Annotated in this window: 5 protein-coding genes; 1 reads left to right on the top strand and 4 read right to left on the bottom strand. The window is 50.9% G+C overall.

The features are described from left to right. Positions 1 to 26: 26 nt before the first annotated feature. Positions 27 to 7,880 carry a BspA family leucine-rich repeat surface protein gene (locus BMZ56_RS20010; protein ID WP_090629853.1) on the bottom strand — a complete coding sequence of 2,618 codons (7,854 nt, stop codon included), beginning with the start codon at positions 7,878 to 7,880 and terminating at the stop codon, positions 27 to 29. A gap of 11 nt (positions 7,881 to 7,891) precedes the next feature. On the opposite strand from BMZ56_RS20010, the gene BMZ56_RS25470 reads away from it, so the two are divergent. After that, the gene (locus tag BMZ56_RS25470) at positions 7,892 to 8,197 is read left to right on the top strand and encodes a hypothetical protein (protein WP_143072980.1); all 306 of its coding nucleotides are present in this window, start codon (positions 7,892 to 7,894) and stop codon (positions 8,195 to 8,197) included. Between the two features lie 3 nt (positions 8,198 to 8,200). Here BMZ56_RS25470 and BMZ56_RS20005 read toward each other — a convergent pair whose 3' ends face one another. From BMZ56_RS20005 to BMZ56_RS19995, 3 genes are all read right to left on the bottom strand, one after another. Further along, positions 8,201 to 8,821: a response regulator transcription factor gene (locus BMZ56_RS20005; protein WP_177195226.1), complete on the bottom strand. Its 621-nt coding sequence runs from the start codon at positions 8,819 to 8,821 to the stop codon at positions 8,201 to 8,203. 68 nt (positions 8,822 to 8,889) lie between these two features. Then, positions 8,890 to 11,790 (bottom strand): sensor histidine kinase, encoded by a 2,901-nt coding sequence (locus BMZ56_RS20000; RefSeq protein ID WP_090629848.1) that lies wholly within the window; start codon positions 11,788 to 11,790, stop codon positions 8,890 to 8,892. Between the two features lie 184 nt (positions 11,791 to 11,974). Next, complete coding sequence (locus BMZ56_RS19995) at positions 11,975 to 19,273, bottom strand: MBG domain-containing protein (protein ID WP_090629845.1); 7,299 nt, start codon at positions 19,271 to 19,273, stop codon at positions 11,975 to 11,977. Positions 19,274 to 19,302: the final 29 nt, after the last annotated feature.

Raw genomic sequence — 19,302 nt, 5'->3', positions numbered from 1 at the left:
TGTTTCTTCTTCAAATCGACAAATCATCAATACCTCAACACAAAATACCCCTTCTTATGCTTCCATGTATTTCCATCTTTTACCTCCACGATGTAAAAATACGTACCAGCCGGTAATAGCTGTTGTCCTGTGCTGATCCCCCGGAAGGCTACCCGGTTATTGTCATTGCCACGGGCTTCCCACAGCAAGGTTCCGTTCCGGTTGAAGATCGTCATTCGATTTTCGGGATAGTCCGTTACCGCCTCAATCATCAGGAACTCGTTGATGCCGTCGCCATTGGGCGATATCACCGGATGCACACGTACCGGCAGGCTGGATGTTGGATCTATCACCCGGATGGTCAATGTCACCGGTTCTGCCGCTTCATGGTTGGCATCGCCCGTCTGCGTAGCTGTAATGGTGACCCGCCCCAGGCGAAGGATATTCAATGCGGCACCTTCCAACGTGGCCACCTCGGCGTTATCGGCGGTCAGCGTTACCGGCAACTCACTCGTGCTCGATGCCGTCAAAGCGATGCTGCCCGCGTCGCGGTCCGCCTCAGCCGGGCCCCTCAATGTGATGGCTTGGCTTGCCTTGCGCACTGTCAACGTTTGGCGCTCCTGCGGCCGGCTGCTGTAGTTCGCATTCTCTGGCACCGTTGCCGTAATCGTAGTTTCACCCGCACCCGTGATGGTTATCTCACCGTCGGCCGTCACTTCGGCCACATCGCGGTTACCGCTCGTATAGCTGATCACTTCGCCGCTGCTTACCGTCGCACCTGCCTTGAAGGCTGCGTCGCCGTATGTCTTCTCGGGCAGTTTCGGAAAATCGAGGGTGCGTGTAGCCGGAAGTACCGTCAGTGTGGCCTCCAACACTTCACCCAGGTAACTTCCGCCACCATCGATGATCGCTTTGACCGTTTGGCTGCCCACGTCCGTGCGACCATTATTTTCATAGGTCGCCGAGGCTCCTGCTGGCAGTTCGCCGACAAGGGAAAGCCTATGTTCGGTGCCATCATAGGTAAATGAAGCGTTTTCGAATACGATTCCGGTAATGGTCCCCGACGTAATCGTCAGTATCCCGGGTTCGAATGTGATCGTGTAATTATCGCCCAGCGATAGGTTTCCCCGGCCGATGGCGTAGTCGCCCACGTTCTCCCCTTCCTCGCGGTCGAGATTGCCAGTAAACGCATCGTCAGCAATCAGTGCCGGTGTAAATGTGTATGTCAATGCCGGGTCGTCTGCACGTAAGACTTTTGTACGGTCATTTGCCGTCACCGTGATTTCCAGTGGCGTAATGGTCATCTTGGCCGTCAGTTCCATATCTTCGTAATTGTATCCGCCATCGATTTGGGCAGTCACTTCATACGTACCAGCATCTATTGCCCTGTTGCGCGGCTCTCCGTCGATTTCATAGGTCACCGAGGCTCCCGCTGGCAGTTCACCAGCGAGAGTAAGCCTGTGTTCGGTGCCATCATAGGTAGATGATGTATTGTTGAATGAAATGCCGGTGATTTGCCCAGGAATGATGGTCAGCGTGGCTGTCAGTTCACCATCTTCGTAATTCGCTCCGCCGTCAATCTGCGCGGTAATTTCATAGGTACCCGCATTTGTAGCCCCGTTACCTGTTTCGCCATCGATTTCATAAGTTACGGTTACCCCTTCCGGCAGTTCGCCCGTCAGTTCAAGCACGTGTTCCGTGCCGTCATAGACAAATGACCTACTGTGGAATTCAACACCTTCATAATCAGCGGATATAATCGTTAGTGTGCCTTCCTGGAATTCGATTTCGTAATTATCGTCCAATGCCAGGTTGCCCTGCGTGATGGCGTAAGCACCTACGTTCTCCCCTTCTTCACGGTCAAGCCCACCGGTAAAGGCATCGCTGCCGATCAACTCTGGCGTGAACGTAAAGGTCAATGTCGGGTCGTTCGTACCGAACACTTTGGTTTTGTCAGCCGCAGTTGCTGTTATTTCCAAAGGCGTGATTACAAAGGCATTATTAACGGCGTTAAACGTAATGACATAGTTATTCGCTTGTATACCCTCAAACTCCAGTTCGATATCATAAGCACCTACATGCTCACCGGCTTCACGCCTTGCCGTTGAAACAATATCCGTCAATTCGTCATCAAACGCCAATACATCTCCCTCAGCCAGTGCGTAGCCATATACCGCCGGTTCGTCCGCGCCATACACCTTGCCCTGATCGGCTGCAGCCACGATAACAATCGGCTTCTGCGCGACAGTAACCGCAAATTCAATAGCAGCTGCCTCGAAATTATCCGTTTCCTCCTGTTCAATCGTCAGTGTAGCCGTTCCAGCTTGTTGTACCAATACAGCGCTAAGATCCGCCAAGTCTAGCACCGGTGGGTCGTCATCGCTGAAGGCATAGGTAAGCTGACCACCTGGATCAGTCGTACGAAGAACCAGTTCCCCAACGTTCCCATAGGTCAGTGAAAGCCCTTCATCTACGTCAATCGAAGCACCATTCCATAAAGCAGTCAATACCGGCGTACTCTTTGCCACCACGATGGCGACCTCCGCTTGTAGGTTTTCGGGATTGAGATAGCATTCCGTTTCCGGTATCAACAGCGGCACGGTAAATACATAGGTACCTGCTACATTACCATCGTATGCGCCTCCGGTCGGACTGCTCAATGTCCAGTTTACTAAATTGCCGTCCAATGGAATGGACACGTCCGTATCGTTACTCAGCGTAGCGGTAACAGCGGTGGGCAAGCCTTCTACATCTTCCAACAAGGTACCATAGGCAACCTTCACGGCATCCGGCATGGCCAATGACTGAACAAAAACGCGCTCGCCCTGATATTCGTAGGCCCCCATATCAATCACGCCGGCCCCCGCTAGATTATACACCCGCGGATTGCCCCCCAGGTCGAAGTCGTTTGCCAGGTCTCCGCCCGCATCCACGTAAGCTTGGTTACTGCCTACACTGATGGCCGGGCTGCAGGCACTTAATTGCAGGTAGCCAGCTTCGCCGGGTGTGGTGCTGACGAATAACGGGTCGGTGTCGATGTTACCGCCTCCGTCCAGGATGCCCATTGCATTATTCCAGTTCGCGCTGCCGCCCGAATGAGCGACCAAGCTATTGGCGACGGTTACATCGGCTCCCAATGTGGATACCGATATAGACGCGGATGGATCAGCCGGGTCGCCTTCCACTTCATTCCCCCATATCACCACGTTGTTCAACAGGGTCGAGGTCCGCTCCACATATATTGCACCCCCATCGAACTGGGGGATAAAAACCCCAACGATCCAGTTTCGGTAGAACGTGGCATTGGTTACGGACAACGATGTACCATCACCACTGCTGTGTATCCCACCACCCGGACCGGAAGATGTTCCGTCTTCAACCAATCCGGCTCCATTGTTTGCGAATACGGCCTGATTGATGTCAATAGACCCGCCAAAATTACGTATACCTCCTCCTCCTCCGGGGGCCATGTTCCGATAGAACGTCACGTTGGATAACTTCGGTAAACTGGTTTGTGTCAAGAGGGAAACCGTATTGAACAATCCGCCTCCCCATTCGCCCAAATTATTAAACCATGCCATATGGGTAAATTGAGGCGATGAAGTGACGACATACGTCCCGCCACCAAAAAACCGATAAACGGTCTGTCCCATTACGGACGGGCCCGACGTATTACCGGATGCGTAGCCACCGGTTACCGTAAATCCGTCCATAAGCGCATTACCTACATCTCCAGCGGCAATCGTTACGTGATGGGCATTCTCGGCATGGTTATCATAATTATCCGTATGGTCGTTGCCGCTGAAATCGCCGCTTAGTATACTACCCCGTTCCAGGCCATTCATCGTTGGCAAGATACGCGCATCTTCCAAGGTTTCAACTCCCGCAGAAGGGTCAAACCCACCATATACTTGCACATCGGGTACCAGTACGAAACTGTTATCCCGGCCGCCATCGGTGGTATACTGACCGTCGGCAGCGCTATATAAAGGCAAATAGGTTCCTTTTGCCACAAAGATCCGTAGCGGCTCAGTCTCCGTCCAACCGGGACTTCCTCCATCGTGCTGCTCACGTGCCCATTTAAGCGCATCGGCCAGTTCGGGAACCGCGTTGGCCCAGTTGTCGCCCACACCCGTGTAACCTGCGGTTTCGGTATCCACGTGGATGTTTACGTAGAGGATGTTGTTTTCGTCGGGGATGATTGCTCTGTCGAGCCGGAGCGTACTTCCGTACGCAATATCGTAATCTTCCAGGGTTCTACCATCCTCCAGTTGCACACCATCGAAAAACAACATTTGTTGCTCCGTGGGAATATCGATTTCATCCTCAATCTTATGTTTGACCTGTTGGATAGCATCACTTAATATGACATCGAGGGTAATGGTTGTGCCTGTCCAGGTTTCCACATGTATTTGCTTGGCGACCGGTTCCCCCTGGAACTCGTATGCGCCTACATCAATCCTATCCGGTTCAGGGATACCCGCAAATACCCTCGGATTGCCGCCCAAGTCGAGGTCACCCGCCAGGTTTCCACCAGCATCGGTGTATACAGCATTGCTGCCCGCATTGATAACTGGGCTAATGGCTTTCAGCGTATAATCACCCTGTTCAGGATCAACAAAAATATCAGTAGCCGTAAGGCCCGTGGCATCGATATTCCCGTTGTCCGTGTTGGCGTTCCCTTCAATTAGCGAGTTTGTGGAAGCAACACGTAACTCTTCATCATTGTTCCAAACAAGGGTGTTGTTCAGCTTCAAAACGCCAGAATGATCAATTGCATTAGAGGCGTTTCCCGCAATTGTGGAATTGGTGACTTCCATTATTCCCGAACCGTGAAGAATACCACTGCCACGATCACTAGCCGTGTTATCATAAATGCCGACATTTATTAACTTCGGCGAAGATTCAAGACTATAGATCCCGCCACCCCATGAATAGGCCCCATTGCCACGAATACTGACATGAGTTAGCATCGGGGAAGATTCATTCGTGTACATTCCAGCGCCCCATTTAGCGGCGTTGTTATGAATGCTCGTCCGGGTTAGCGTTGGAGATGAAAAATAAGTATACACCCCCCCGCCATTTTCCCTCCGAAAACCTTCTCCATTGACGGTGACAGCGTCAACACCATCTGCGTTACCACCGGTCACCTCGAATCCATCGACCCGTGTAGTGCCTACCTCACCGCTACCGATCACCACGTGATAGGCATTCTCCGCATGATTAGCAAAGTCGTCGGTATTATCGTTGCCCAAAAAATCACCGCTGAGGATGCTACCTTCACCAACCCTGTTCTTATCCGGCAGAATACGCGTATCCCCCAGTGCCTCGATACCATTAGCCGGATCAAACCCACCATACAATTGTACATCGGGTACCATCACAAAGCTGTTATCCCGACCACCGTGGGTGGTATATTGGCCGTCAGCCGCGTTATATAAAGGCAAATATGTTCCTCTGGCCACAAAGATCCGTAGCGGCTCGCCTTCGCTCCAGCCGGCGCTTCCCTCGTCGTGTTGCTCGCGCGCCCATTTCAACGCATCAGCCAGTTGCGGAATAGCGTTTACCCAACTATCGCCGGCACCGCTGTAGCCGCCAGCCGTGGTATTCACGTTGATATCTACGTAAAGGATATTATCGGTGCTGGGTTGAATGCTGAGGCATGCTTGATCGCCGGTAATGTCCCAACCGAAATCATCAATCAGTTTCTGCCGGTCATCGTCGCTCGCACAATAAATCAAGCCCAGGGCACCTAGCTTAACGTTCGATTGAATGGTGGGCAATGCAGCCCAACTGTCGAGCAGTGCATCGTAGTTGGCGACAGAAAGACCGGTATTTTCGAGCATCCTGTCCATGCCGGTTACCTTGGAGACGTCCCAGCCGCTTAAGTCTTGGTCAAAATCCGTTAGGCCAAAAAACAGGTAATCCATATTGGTCACTTGGGAAACGTCCCACCCACTAATATCCTGGTTGAACGGACCGGCTCCGGAAAACAGGTGATCCATGTTCGTAACCCTCGACACGTCCCAGCCACCGATATCCTGGTTGAACTCGAGTGCACCACTGAGCAGATTAGCCAAACTGGTCTGATTAGACATATCCCACTGGCCGATGTCTTGATTGAACGCCCGTGTCACGAAGAACATCCCCTCTAGGTTACGCGTTGCGGTCATGTTCCAGTCTCCGATATCCTGGTTAAAATCGGAAGCGTATTCGAACATCCTGCCCATATCGCCGACGGCGGAAACGTTCCAGTTGCCTATAGGGCCATTAAAATCATACGCATTGGAAAACATCCGGTGCATATTCGTCACACGAGACACATCCCAGCTATTCAAATCTTGGTTGAATGCTTGAGCATACGCAAACATGGAGGCCATATTGGTCACATTGGAGACGTCCCAATCGCCAATATCCGCATTCATTTTCGTTGCACCGGCAAACATCCTAGCCATACTGGTCACACGGCTCAAATCCGGTTTATCCGAAGCAGGCAATGTCAGGTTGATAGCCCCTGAAAAAGCACCTTCCATGGAAGTCCAAGCGATGTTGCCCCATTGCTCAACGGTCATTATTTTTTTGCAATCCCCCTCATTCTCGAAATAAATCCGCGGAAAATCACCCGCAATTTCCACCCGGTACGTACCCGAACCCGGAAACGTAATTGTGTAATCGCCGGTAAGCCCTGTTGCCATTCCGTTTACGGCTGCGTCACCGACCTTCTCCCAGTACACGTGATAATTATAGCCGTTTCCTTCTGTCGGGATGATAATCTGATTATTGCCGGATGTTCCTGTAAAGGCTGTCTGCCATGTGGTGACGAAGTTCCCCGGATCGCCAGGCGTGATAACCCCACCGCCATCCTCGCAATCGGTAGCTGGATTGTCGCCGATAATATTCCACCCCTTCATCTCCAACTCCTGCCTAGCTGTTTCGGCTGCCGTGCCTGGGCAATACTCCTGGTCCGAAGCATCCAGCGTGATATTGGATGGCACCGTGGGCAGTGCCGCCCAACCAATCAGCGTAGCACCATAGTTGGTCGAAGAAAGACCGGTTGCGAGCAACATGTCGTCCATATCCGTCACATTGGAAATATCCCAACTGCCCAAGGACTGGTCAAAATCAAGGGCAATGAAAAACATGCTATTCATCGTAGTTACGCGTGATACCTCCCAACCGCTCAAGTCCTGGTTAAAGACCGGTGCTTGATAGAACATATACGACATATCCGTCACGTTACCTACATCCCAACCGCCGATATCCTGGTTGAATACGGATGCTTGCCAGAACATCCCCCTCATATTGGTTACACTAGACACATCCCAGTTGCTGATATTACCATTGAACGCGAATGCGCTATAGAACAGGCTACTCATGTCGGTTATACCCGAAACATCCCATCCACTGAGGTCGCCGTTAAGTGCTTCTGCGCCCATAAACATTTTTGCCAAAGATGACACACCACTTAAATCCGGTGCATCGGTTGCATTCAGCGCCATATACCTTGCGCCCGAAAATGCACCTTCCATAGAAGACCACGCGATATCGCCCCACTGCTCGATACTCATTAGCTTATCGGTCACATCGATACCATAGGATCCAAGCCGTATGGCCGGAAAATTTCCGCTGATGGACACGGTATAGGTGTCTGGGGTTGAGTATGTATGGCTGGCATCGCCAGTTTGCGCTGTCGATGTATGTCCATCGCCCCATTCTACCGTATAATTATACCCCGTTATGTCCGGATTCACCGGAATCGTAACCGTTTCATTGGCCGAAGTCGTCTGCCAGGTGGTAATAAATGGTCGTTGTGCTAGCGCAACAACGCTCAAAAGCACAAACAGCACCGTCGTGAATAGCCGTAGTGATTTTGCGGATAGCGTCGGTAGAAATCTTTCCATAGCGCTACAAATTGACAACAAATCAACTAAAAATAACACCCCTCTTTTGGGGGGTATTCCCAAAACGTGTGAAGACCGGCTATACCCGAGCAGACGCTGGAGGTTTATTTCTCCAGCAAGGAGACGCCGCTTGCCCGCGCCAACGATGCGGTGGCGTTAGTGGTAACAGTCCGCAACGGGGTGTTGCCGCACGCAACACACACGTATGTAAACGCAATGAAGGATATATCAAGGTCGACTTGCCACACAGCGCCAGTGAAAAACAATACGGCAAAAGTATACATATCGGGCAGATGGGGCTGTGGCAGGAGGGGTAGCGTTTATTTATATTTCCGGCTGATAAGCGCGTGCCGGCTGTTGACCTGCAATTTCTCGTAGATGTTCTTGATGTGGTATTTCACCGTTTCCAAGGAGATGTCAAACCGGATGGCCACTTCTTTGTTGGTTAGCCCCTCCTCGATGGCTTCCACCACCTGTGCCTCGCGCGGCGTCAATTTCTCGTAAAGATCGGTCGTGCCCTTGGGGTTGAAATATTCCACCACCTTCCGTGCGATGCCTGGCGACATCGGTGCGCCGCCTTCATGGAGTGCCACAATGGCTTCTTTGATTTTTTGCAATGGCGTTTGCTTAAGCAGGTATCCTGAGGCGCCATTGCACAACGCCTGGAATATGCGGTTGGCGTCGTCATAAACGGTAAGCATAATCACGTCACACTTCGGCGCATGTTTCTTAATACGCTTCACGCCTTTAATCCCTGATTCGCCGGGCAAGCCAATATCAGAAAGAATAATATCCAGAAAGATATCTTCTTTCCATTGCTCGAAAAATGTTTCCACCGAATGTGCAGAAAGCAAACACGAAAAACCAGGCTGCTCTTCGAAAAAATCAACCAGCATATTCCTGATTTGTTCGTCGTCTTCAATAATGCCTAGGCGTATCATAGGGTAAAGGTAGGTATTGTTTATTAAAATACACCCCCCCTTTTTGGGTAGTGCGGAGTCAATGGACATCAAGGGATAACCAAATCAAGGCTAAATACCCCGCCGACTGCCGTGTACGTCAACTCCCCGCCCATTCGAGATGCCCGTAGCCGCATGCTTTCTAGCCCACGTCCCCCCTGTTGATCAGTAATGGGTCCGTTACCGCTCGCATACCTATTTCGGATGGTAAGTTGGATGGTGCGACCGAAGTTCAAATCAATAGTGACTTCCGAACCATCGCTATATTTAATGGCATTGGTTAGTGCTTCCTTGAAGATGAGAAAGAGATTCTGCCGCACAAGCTGCGTTACCGTCCGCGATGTTTGGTCGCCCCGCACGTCAAACCGGTAAGTAATTTCCAGCTCTTCACGGAGTTTGAAGAGATAGTCTTTCATGCGGATTACCAAATCTCTTATCGTATCGAACCGCGAGTCGATGGACCACACCATATCACTCATTGTCAACAAGGCTTGTTTGCTCGTATCTGCAATTTGCTGCAACTGCTTATCGTCTGCTCGGCCAACATGTTTTGAAGATAGCATATCTGCCTGGAAGTAGATACGGGTAAGCGAGCTCCCCACTTCATCGTGCAGGTCGCTTGCAATCTTAATCCGCATTTTCTTTTCCTTTTGCAGAACGGTCTCGCGATATTTGAAGAAGCCACCAATGGCGCCGGCCACAGCCAACAGAACCAGCGCATTGAACCACCATGTTTCATAATAATGAGGTAGTTTCGTAATGGTAAATGTCTGTTGATTACCGGTAGCTGCCGTGCTTCGTGTCTCCAACTGAAAGCGGTAATCGCCTGGCGACGGTTCGATGAGCGAGATGAATTGCCCCAATTCAAGCGGCTCCCAGTCGCCGGCATTAAGTGAGTACCGGATTTCGCCATCAGCGCGATGGTTCCCTGGTGTACCGACGTACAGGCCGGTCAAGCTTTGACCAGGTTGCAGTACCAGCTCCCGTTCGCCCCGGTAAGGCCAGGTATAATCGGCCGATTTTTCACCGTTGGCTCCCGTTGCCGTGTGTATTTCAGTAACGTAGCTTTCCAGTTGGTTCTGATCCTCAAACCACGGTTGGTTCATATCCAGCACCGTGTACCCCATTAGCCCACCGACATATACCCGCTTTCGTGTCGGATCCCAAAACGATGCGCCTGAATTGAATTCCGACTGGCTCAGTCCCTCAGCAATGCCGATACGCCGGACGCGTCGGTTGTTCACGATATTCAATCCATTGGCAGTACCCACAACCTGTAAACCGCCGACCTGCTCCAAGCTGTAAACAAGGTTATTACTAAGACCTTCTTTCGTGGTGATGGTTTGCAGCACACGCCCTTCGGCATCGATCGCCAACAGCCCCTCGCCCTGTGTAGCCAACCAAATGGTATCACCCACCACGATCGACTTAAAAACCCCCACGTTGCCTGACTGCGGGTAGCGCTTGGTCACCACTCCCTTTCTCACCTCATAAAGCCCGAGGTGGGTACTTAGCAACAAACTGCTGTCTGGCAACAATCGGATATGCCGGATTTGGACGTCTAACGCATTAGCTTCACCCGACTCCAACGGATACTTATCCAGTTGGTGATTCTGCTTATCCAACAACCAAAGGCCGCTCATGCTGCCAATGAGGTAATCGTCCTCGGTCTCAGCGAGGCTCATCACATAGGTCGGCAAATTAAACACATACTGATCGCTCGCGGTTTCAGAAAGGGTGTACTGAAGATCTGAAACTTGACGTAGCTTCCGGTTAAAAACTTTCAGCATACCTCCTTCGGTGCCGATCAGGAGTTCGTTATCGTTCATGGGAAGCATCGCATAGGCGTGCTTTAGCTCCTGGAAAATCAACGCTTTCCCGTCCACATCAATGAGTCCGGCACCATTATAGGTACCGTAAAACAACGCACCATCGGGATAGACGTATATCCCGCGTGTACTTTTATTCGCGCCGGGGTTAGTAGGAATAAGCTGCGACAGTCCCTTCGTCTTCGGGTAAATCACGAAGATACCCTCGTCGGTTCCGAGCAACGCTTCATTTCCAAATATCTTCACGTTGGTGGTATTAAAGCGATGGGTTGATGGGATGGCCAGCCGTTGCAACAGACCAAGATCCGCATCCAGTAGGCAGGTTGACTCGTCATCGGCATAGATATTCATCCGGTCACCGGCTGCCAACACATAGGATTTATCTTTCGATAGCGCAAAACGTATGGGCGTAAACACTGTGGGCATCCCATGACCTTCAAATCGATAAATATCTTGTTCAAACACGTCCAGCAGTAATGCATCATCTTGTGCAATCAGGTTTGTGACCATACGATTGATCCCTGGCAACTGATGGTATTGGGTTTCAGTCGTATTAGCTGTATCGATTGACAACAAGCCGCCAGCCGTCGTGCCTACCCAGTATTTTCCTTTCCAGTAAACAGCACTTCGGGGCGATACCCGGCTTTTAGCAACATTGCCCCGTTCGTATAATTCGTCTATACGTGTAAACCGGTCGCCCGCCATCACTAGAAGATGCCCGTTTTCGTAGGCCACCATGACAGTCGAATCGGCTAGCTGCCTAATCCAAACCACCGTACGGTCCTGAATGGGCGGCAGTAACGCCGAATCCACAGGATACACCCGCCACGTTTTGAGATCGAGATAACTAAGGTTGGCATTGCCCGCCATCCACAACCGGTTTCGATGATCGATCAGCATACGCTGGGGCATATCGTCTGTGAGCCGCTGGTTTGCGATGGTCTTCAGGATATCTAATGACCGATATCCGTCGTAGCGATAAATTTCGCCATTAGTTAAAAACCAGATAAAGCCTAAACTATCGGTCGTTACATCCTTGATTAATACCTCATCGCGGTCGGGAAACAGCTTCAGCTTGGTGATGGTATACTCTTGACTATACCCGCCTAATGCGGCAAGCAATAGCCAAACACAGCAATTTATATGAAAACGCCATTTTTTCACCGAACGATTGGTAGAAGTGTTTCCAAAGGTAATACAATTAGGGAAATTTAAGACGATTCGTGCAATCTGTTTTAATAACAATCCAACCGCATGATCAAACCGGTAGCTTAGTCAGATCATGCCTTATGTTTCGTATTGCTGCCTAATACCTCAATACAAACCAACCCTTCTCATATTTCCATTTACCATCCACCTTGATTTCCGCAAGGTAGAAGAATGTTCTGGCAGGCACGTTGTACTGCCCCGTGCCGATACCACGAAATGCTACCCGATCGTTGTCGTAGCCGTTTGCTTCCCATACGATCGTGCCATTACGATTGAAGATCGTAACGCGGTTTTTCGGATAATCTTTAATAGCCTCAATAATAAGATACTCGTTGATACCGTCGCCATTAGGCGATATCGCCTTATTCACGCGCACTGGGAAATCCGATTCCGGATCGACCACACGAACGGTCGTCGTCACCGCTTCTGCAGCCTCATAGTTACCGTTGCCCTGCTGCGTGGCCGTGATGCGCACAGTGCCCAGTCGATGGATGTGCAATGTTTGGCTTTCCAGGGTAGCTACGTTCGGATCGTCTATATGTAACGTTACCGGCAGGTTGCTACTCGATGAGGCTGTTATGGCCACCGTGCCTACGTTCCGGTATACTTCGGATGGAACACTGAGCACAATGGTCTGGCTTGCCCTATCCACCGTGAGTACACGGCTCACCGCCGACCGATTGGTGTAATTGCTATTCTGCGGCAGCATCGCCGTGATGGTAGCTTCTCCTGCACCAGTAATTCGGATGCTGCCAGTTGGCCGGATCTCTGCCACTGCAGGGTTGCTGCTTGTATAGCGCACATCCTCGCCGCTACTTGCAACAGCACCCGCAGCAAAGTCTCCATCGCCGTAAGTCTTATTTGATAGAGACGGGAATGCGATACTGCGCGTGGCAGGAAAAATAGTCAGTGTGGCTGCTAACTCCTGCATCTGGTAGTTGTGACCCGTGATAATAGCTTCCACCCGGTATATACCTGCGTCTTTGGCACTATTGCCCGGTTCACCATTAATCGTATAACTTATTTCCGCACCACCTGGTAACTCGCCCCCGACTTCCAGTATCTGTGCTTCACCATCGTAGATATGCTTAGCGCTCAAAAGTGAGATATTTGGAATGATAGCCGGTATGACAATTAAATCCGCCGTCAGCACCAAGTCTTGGTAATTAGCTCCGCTAACCACCGCGGTTACCTTCTGCATGCCCACATCCGCACGGCTGTTGTTGATATAGCGTACTGCCGCACCTTCAGGTAACGTTCCATTAACGTTCAGCGATTTGGCTCCGCCGTTGTATACGAAGCTTCGATTTGGCAGCGTAATGCCTGTGATCGCTGCCGGCGTAATTGTCAACGTGTCCGATTCAAAGGTGATTGAATAATTGCTCCCGGCCCAGAGACCACTTTGGATGATGGCATATTCCCCGGCATCCTCACCCGGCTCACGACTAAGGCTACCGCTGAATGCATCTCCTCCTACCAGCCTCGGTGACACCGTATAGGTCAAGGTAGGATCATCCGTGCCGAATACTTTTGCTTTGCTGTCGACCGACACGGTGATGTTAAGCGGTGTGATTTCCAATTCGGCCGCCAGTTTCAGCGTCTCATAGTTGCTGCAGCTAATCGTAGCGATAACTTTATACATACCCACATCCACGGCACGGTTGCCATCTTTTTCCTCAATGATATAAGTTACTACAGCACCTTTAGGTGGTGTACCTTCGATTTCCAGCAATTTGGCCATACCGTCGTACACGAAGCTACCATCCTCCAGCCTGACGCCCGTGATCGTTGCTAGAGTGATTGTGAATATATCTGGCACAAAAGCTATTTCATAGTTAGTGCCCGCCGACAAGTTTCCCTGCGTAATTTTATATTCACCAACCTGCTCACCGGAATCGCGCGTGAGTTCACCCGTGAAAAAATCGTCCGCGACTAGCCCCGGTGTAAACGTATAAGTTAGTTCCGGATCCGTTTGGCCAAATACCTTCCGTTGCCCTCCGACCACTGTTACCGTTAGTGATCTTTTATCGACGGTCAGTGCCCCAAATTTATAATCGATCGTGTAATTGTCTAATCCTGTGCCATGCGCCGTTGATATCTCAATACCATAATTACCGACTATTGCGCTAGCGAACACGCCCTCGGAGATCAGTACAACCGAGGTGATTTCATCGTCGTTTTCCAGACCACTCGTCGTGAACTCCGTACCGGTAAAAGCAATCGTTTGGCCGTAGGTCTTACGCTGGTTATTGGCAGTAATTGTCAAGAATTTCTTTCGGACAATCAACGTACCTTTTGTATATTCGATATCGTAATTCGTCAAACCTAAACCCTGTGCATCCGAAGCTTCAATATCATAATCGCCTACCACCGCTGTAGCGGCAGCTCCAGCAGATGTCAACGTCACCGAGGTGACCGCATCATCGTTCTCTAAGCCCTCCGCAGTAAACTCCGCATCGTCAAAGGCAACCGCGTCACCGTAGGTCTTACTCCAGTTATCGGCGGTTACAATCAGTACTTTCCTACCAACAGTCAACATTCCCACCACGTATTCGACATCGTAGTTCGTCAAACCGGTACCTTGGGCATCAGCGGCCATGATATCATAGTCACCTACCGCTGTCGTAGCAGTAGCTCCTTCGGAGGTCAGTGTAACCGAAGTGACTTCGTCGTCGTTCTCCAAGCCGTCTACCGTGAATGCCGTACCGTCAAAAGCAACCGTCTCGCCGTAGGTCTTACTCCGGTCGTTGGCGATTATCGTCAAGGCTTTCGTATCGACGGTGAGTGTACCTTCTTCATATTCGATTGCGTAATTGTCCAACCCCATGCCCTGAGCATCAGCCGCCACGATATCATAGTCACCTACCGCTGTCGTAGCAGTAGCTCCTTCGGAGGTCAGTGTAACCGAAGTGACTTCGTCGTCATTCTCCAAGCCGTCTACCGTGAATGCCATACCGTCAAAAGCAACCGTCTCGCCGTAGGTCTTACTCCGGTCGTTGGCGATTATCGTCAAGGCTTTCGTCTCGACGGTAAGTGTACCTTCTTCATATTCGATTGCGTAATTGTCCAATCTTGTGCCCTGAGCATCAGCGGCCACGATATCATAGTCACCTACCGCTGCCGTTGCAGCAACTCCATCGGAGATCAGCGTAACCGAAGTGACTTCATCGTCATTTTCCAGACCGTCTACCATGAATGCCGTACCGTCAACGGCAACCGCCTCGCCGTAGGTCTTGCTCCGGTCTTTTGCTGTAATGATCAATTCCTTCGGAAGAATAGTCAACGTAGCAGATAGTTGCCTTAACGTACCACAGCCCGAGAATGTTGCCTTAACGGTATACGTACCCACATGGATGGCCTCCGTTATCTCCTCGTCTTCCGCATTGAATAGTTCATAAGATACGCTAATGCCGGTCGGTAGATTTGTTGCCGTGATGGTGTGCGCGGTGCCGTTATACATTACCTCTGCGGCAGTAAAGGCGATTTGGTCGTAATCGATTTTTTCGCCTTGAAGCTCATAAGCACCCATATCAATCACATCGCCCACTACGCGTGGGCCACCCGCTAAGTCGTTATCTCGCTCCAAATCCCCATCAGCATCCTCATAAAACGTATTGTGTCCGCTATCGACAGTGGGCGAACAAGCTAACAGCCGGTAGTCACCATCAGCAGGTGAAACGAATAAATCCTCCACCGAGCCGGTATAGTTCAGATTGCCATTTTCCGCATTAGTATGCTCCTGCAACAGACTATATTGGCTATTAGTCAGATTTCCTGCGATACCCTTCCTAATACCATTGCCGTAAATAATAGAATTGCGGATAATTGGGGTGCCTGAATTATTGAACCATTCCCCAGCGGAAGCGTTCACCATAGCTATATTTCCGCTGATGGTCACATTTGTCAGCGTCAACGCGGCGGCAGCAGCATCGTTATAGACGCCACCGCCAGCCCCCCTACTCCGATTACCACAGATCACCACGTTCCGTAACCTAGCAGCGGAACTACGATTGGCAAGGCCACCGCCAAAGGCAGCCGTATTGTCATGGATCTCGACATTGGCCAGCGCGGGAGAAGAAGATTGATTATATATTCCTCCACCATAGCTGACCGATGTTTCATCGATACCGGCTGAATTACCGGTGATGTAAACATGTGTCAGTACCGGGGAAGAGCCATTTCGATTGGATAGCCCGCCGCCGTCATTATTCGACGAATTATCACTGATGCGCACGCGATCCAATGTTGGAGACGACGCATTATTATCCATCCCACCACCGTAGCTATTGGCACCGGTAACGACATTGCCGCTGATGACGACATTGACCAGCTTCGGAGAAGCATCAATAAGATAAAGCCCCCCACCACTATCATAAGCGGCATTGCCGCGGATGCTGACATTGGCCAAAGTCGGGGATGAATCAGCGATATACATCCCACCTCCGCGCACTGGATTTATGGATTCCGTATAGACCCCTATGGAGGCACTACCTTCTGCATTTCCCTCGGTAATGGTAAAGCCATCTAACCGAGCTTCGCCAACAGGCTTGGCCGAAATTACGACGTGGTAGGCGTTGTCGCCGGCCAATATCGTCCCCCCAGCTTCGCCGGAAGAAACATCGGGGAGCAGGCGTTCGTCGGTTAAGTCGTCAGTGCCATTGTCGGGATCGAAACCACCATAAAGCCGTACATTGGGCACCAGTACAAAACTGTTGTGCCTCCCGCCATCGGTGCCGTACTTACCATCCGCGGCGTGGTAGTTTGGCTGGTAGGTACCCGCGGCTACCCATATCTGCAACGGATCATCGTGGTCCCAGCCGTTGCCAGCATCGTGCCGTTCACGTGCCCATTTGAGTGCATCGGCAAGTTCAGCGATTGCATTTCCCCAACTGTCGCCACTTTGGCTGCCCATACTGCCTTTTTTTACATAGAGGATGTTATCCGTAGGTGCGATCGGTACGCCTTGAAATTCATACGCCCCGATATCGATCGTGCCTTTATACGTACGCGGATTGCCCGCCAGGTCCTTTCCGCCATATTCATCCTCATCATAGGCCTCGTTGCTTCCGCCATCTACGGCATCGCTATCATAGCTGAGGGTATAATCACTCCCGGCCATATCCATAAATGGGTTAACGGTTGTAGCCATACTACTACCTCCTACGTTCGTCCCCCAAGCGGCTTGCCAAGTCGCACTACCACCCACTAAGCTGTTGGTAAACAGTGGAGTACCGCTGTCATCACCGATGTTGCGACGATTGTATAGGTCGTTGCCCGAATGACTCGCTATATTGCCAAAGAACAAACAGTTGTAAAACGCAGTGGTTGGAGCCGTGGAAACAAAGGAGGAAAGATCATTATAGATCCCCCCGCCATCTGAGCCAGCGGTATTGCCTACGATGGTGACATTTGTGAGAGTGGCAGAAGCATACGTTCCCGATACCATCCCGCCGCCGTGTTCGTCAGCGGTATTGTTGCTGATGACGACATTTGTCAGGCTTGGCGAGCCTGCAAAGGTATACACCCCGCCACCATGGTTTGATCTATTGTCGCTGACGACGGTATTGATCATACGCGGCGCACCGCTTTCGTTGTACACACCTCCACCGGAATTGCCAGACCTATTATTATGAATATTGAGATTGAGCAACCCAGGCGAAGCGCCGGAAATCGCTATTCCTCCTCCCGACACGGGAGCGACTCCCCGGCCATTGATTGTGATAAAATGACTGGATTCCCCATTGGCATTACCCCCTATTATGGTGAAACCATCCAGTCGTGCAGTGCCAGCCTCGCCTGCAGAAACGACAACGTGGTAACTATTGTCGCCATCTAATATCGTTTCGTTGGCAACCCAATCCCGATCGTTGAGGGTCGGATTGCCCGTTGCGGAGAAACCACCGTAAAGCTGCACGTCTTCGATCAGCAGAAACGCGTTATTCCTACCGTCACCCGCAAAACCGGCACCGTCCTCCGGGCTATATAGCGGTTTGTAGGTACCCTCGGCCACGTATAGCTTCAACGGTTGACCAGCCCATTCTGCTTTGTTGATGGCAGCCCACTTGAGTGCATCGGCTAGTTCGGGGACGGCATTCGCCCAGCTGCTGCCATCCTGGATGTACCCCGGCGCCACTTGATCGACACGCTCGTTGACATACAAGATATTACCAGCACCGGGTGTATAATCCAATACCGACGGCTGCCGCTCATAAGCACCCATATCGATAGCCATCCCGTATATACGTGGTTTGCCAGCGAGGTCTTTGTCGCCGCTTTTGGTTACATCGTATTCGCTATTCTTTCCTTTATCGATGGCTATACTACGGAACCCTAGGGCAAAATTATCATGTTCCATATCGGCAAACGGATTGACAGTGGTCGTGATATTACCATTGTAATCCGGATCGTCAGATGTCGTAGATCCACTAGGTTCGCCGATCAGCGAATAGTCGAACGACAACCGGTTACCATTGATCCATGTCGTGTATACATTTGCCGCATCGGGTGCATTATTTCCATAAATGATGCTATTTTCACAAATCGAACCAGGCTCTCCCGTTGCGTGTATGCCACCGCCGTGATCGGCGGTATTACGGCTGATCGTCACGTTGGTGAATTGCGAGAACGAATCCGACACCTTTATCCCGCCGCCTTCGGTTGCGATATTGTTGCTTACGAGCACATTGATGAGTTCGATCGTACCGGCATGAATATATATGCCACCGCCCGACCTTGAAGCGCTATTGGCATAAATGTTCAGATTGAAGAAATCCACATACGAATTATGGCTGTAAATTCCACCCCCGTCTGCTTTGGTCACCGAGATGCCGTTTACGGTCAAAGGATCCGCCGGATCGCCGTTGGCACGGCCTCCTGTAATACAGACCCCGTCCAAACGAGTCTCCATGCTGACGCTGTTAACCGCAACAACGACATGGTAGGCATTATCGCCGTCCAACAGGGTCACATGTTCATCCCAGTTCCTATCGGTCATCACTGGGTTACCCGCACTTGGGAAGCCGCCATAAATCGCTACGTTTTCAACCATTAAGAAGGCTCTGTCTTTTGGATCGGCCAGATTGGGCGGCAAGCCGGTTTCTGGACTGTACTGCGGTCGATAAATACCCTCGGCCACCCATATCTGCAAGGGCTTTCGGGCGTCCCAGATACCGCTATGCTTATTGTCGTTTGCCCATTTGAGTGCATCGGCAAGCTCGCGAATGGCATTCCCCCAGCTGTTGCCAGAACCCGTACCACCCAGTACATGATGGTTGACAAACAAGATGTTGCCGGTACTTGGGCTGATTTGGGCACACACCGATTGTATGAAGACCATTAACACGAATAGCCACAGACCAGCTATTTTTTTCAAGGGGTAGAGAGGCAATCTTTTCATTAATACGCCTAGGTAAATTAAACGAAGCA

The organism is Parapedobacter indicus, from assembly GCF_900113765.1.
Lineage (GTDB): Bacteria > Bacteroidota > Bacteroidia > Sphingobacteriales > Sphingobacteriaceae > Parapedobacter > Parapedobacter indicus.
Note: the sequence above shows the minus strand (reverse complement) of the source record. Positions and strands in the feature narration are given on the sequence as shown.

What these genes read in the sequence shown, in the direction of transcription:
- BMZ56_RS20010 (WP_090629853.1), bottom strand. Translation starts at nt 7,880, where the DNA reads ATGGAAAGATTTCTACCGACGCTATCCGCAAAATCACTACGGCTATTC.
- BMZ56_RS19995 (WP_090629845.1), bottom strand. Translation starts at nt 19,273, where the DNA reads ATGAAAAGATTGCCTCTCTACCCCTTGAAAAAAATAGCTGGTCTGTGG.
- BMZ56_RS20005 (WP_177195226.1), bottom strand. Translation starts at nt 8,821, where the DNA reads ATGATACGCCTAGGCATTATTGAAGACGACGAACAAATCAGGAATATG.